At 58.5% G+C, this 1,729-nt stretch carries 1 protein-coding gene; it reads left to right on the forward strand.

The window, feature by feature from the left end; translation table 11 throughout:
- The first annotated feature begins 228 nt into the window (after positions 1–228).
- Positions 229–1,179, forward strand: coding sequence for a homocysteine S-methyltransferase family protein (locus BLR85_RS28215; RefSeq protein ID WP_212635195.1), 951 nt, complete (start codon positions 229–231; stop codon positions 1,177–1,179).
- Positions 1,180–1,729 lie beyond the last annotated feature (550 nt).

Below are 1,729 nucleotides of genomic sequence, written 5' to 3' on the forward strand. Positions count from 1 at the left end.
ACCGCTCGATGAAGGTATCCGCGATACCTACGCCTGGTTTGTCAAACAGGGAGAGGCTGCGCTCCGGGCAAGTTGAGACAAGATCTGATTCCGGAAAGCAGTGCGTGTTGCCGAAGTTGGAGACATCCGAGTGTAACGCTCGGATGACCGCTTTGAGTGCACACTCCGATGCGGTGAACCTGATTTTCTGGTACGTTGAGCCAATTCATTTTAACTTGGGAGATAACTGTGGCGTTAGAATTGACCAAATTCCCACGGCAAGAAGGCGTACTCTACCTCACTGAAGGCGGCGTCGAGACCGAGGCCATGTATCGCCATGGCCATGAGCTCCGCGAGTTTGCTATGTTCGAGTTGATGGACAGCCCGGAGGCCGTCGTTGATCTGAAGGACATGTACCGCCGCTATCTCGACATTGCCGCCAAACACGGCTTTTCCGTCCTGATGTCTGGTTTCGACTATCGCGCCAGTCCGGATTGGGGCGACAAACTGGGGTATTCGGCGGAAGGTCTACGTGAGATGCAGCACAAGTGCATTGACTTTCTACGTGACGTTGCGATGCCTTACACTGCTGATCTTACCCACATTGCCGTGGCCGGAATTATTGGTCCACGTGGCGACGCATACTCCCTCAATCAAAACATAACCGCTGAAGGCGCGGAGGAGTACCACGCCACGCAAATGGAGACGTTGAAGGACTGTGGTGTCGATCTTGTCTGGGCTGCGACGATCAACAATGTGCCTGAGGCTGTAGGCATCAGCCGGGCAGCGTCATCCATGGGACTTCCGGTCAATATGTCATTCACGTTGGATAGCAATCACCGGCTGAAATCCGGGCCCAGCCTGAGGGAAGCTATCGAGGCGACTGACGCGGAAGCGGGATCTGCCCGGCCTGACTCTTACGGCATCAACTGTTCACATCCGGATGAATTCGAACCGGCATTGGAACCAGGCGGTTGGACAACTCGGATTAGGTCCATTCGACCGAACGCCGCTAGGATGGACAAGGTTTCGCTCTGCCGGCTCGGCCACATCGAAGAGGGCGACCCAGAGGAACTGGGGCGACAGATGGGTGACCTGGCCCGGCGCTATCCGGACATCGACATGTGGGGTGGCTGTTGCGGAACATGGGACAAGCACTTCGACCGTATTGCCAAACATGTTCGAGAAGCGCGTCTGTAGACACTGGTCGGCGCGCTCTCCGGTTACCATTACGCCGGCAACCCCGGTCTTCTTTTGATGGCTGGGTACGAGATGCTCATTCGAGAAAGCGGACACCCATAAGATAGGGTAAATGTCTGAAATGCTGAAGGATTTTCGATGCGGGCCGCGGCGGATCGGTGGTGGTCGGGCGCAGCTTGGCCCGCGTTGGAAATCCTCGCAAGGTGGAAGCCGCGGGAACCTCGGCGCTGTCTATGGGGAAAGTGTGCTGCGGATGGTTGCGACGGTGGGTACTGACGGTCGTGCGGTCAGAAAGTGTCGGCCGCGGGAGGTTGCCCGATCGGGTGCGATCGTGATTTCCGTGTGCCGGCAGGTTTGTTGATCGCGTGTTCGTGGACGGATCGTGGCACGGGGCACACCGGGGGCGGTCCGGTCGGCGGGCACGAACCGGGGCGGTATTCGCGGCAAGGACGGGTGTTTCGTCATGCGGCCTGCTCCCGGGGTGGTGCGCGGGATGAGGGCTTCTGCCCGCGACGGAAGATTTCGACGATGCGCATCGGGCCGCCGCAGC

It is taken from the genome of Aliiruegeria lutimaris (assembly GCF_900099935.1).
In the GTDB taxonomy this organism is placed as follows: domain Bacteria; phylum Pseudomonadota; class Alphaproteobacteria; order Rhodobacterales; family Rhodobacteraceae; genus Tropicimonas; species Tropicimonas lutimaris.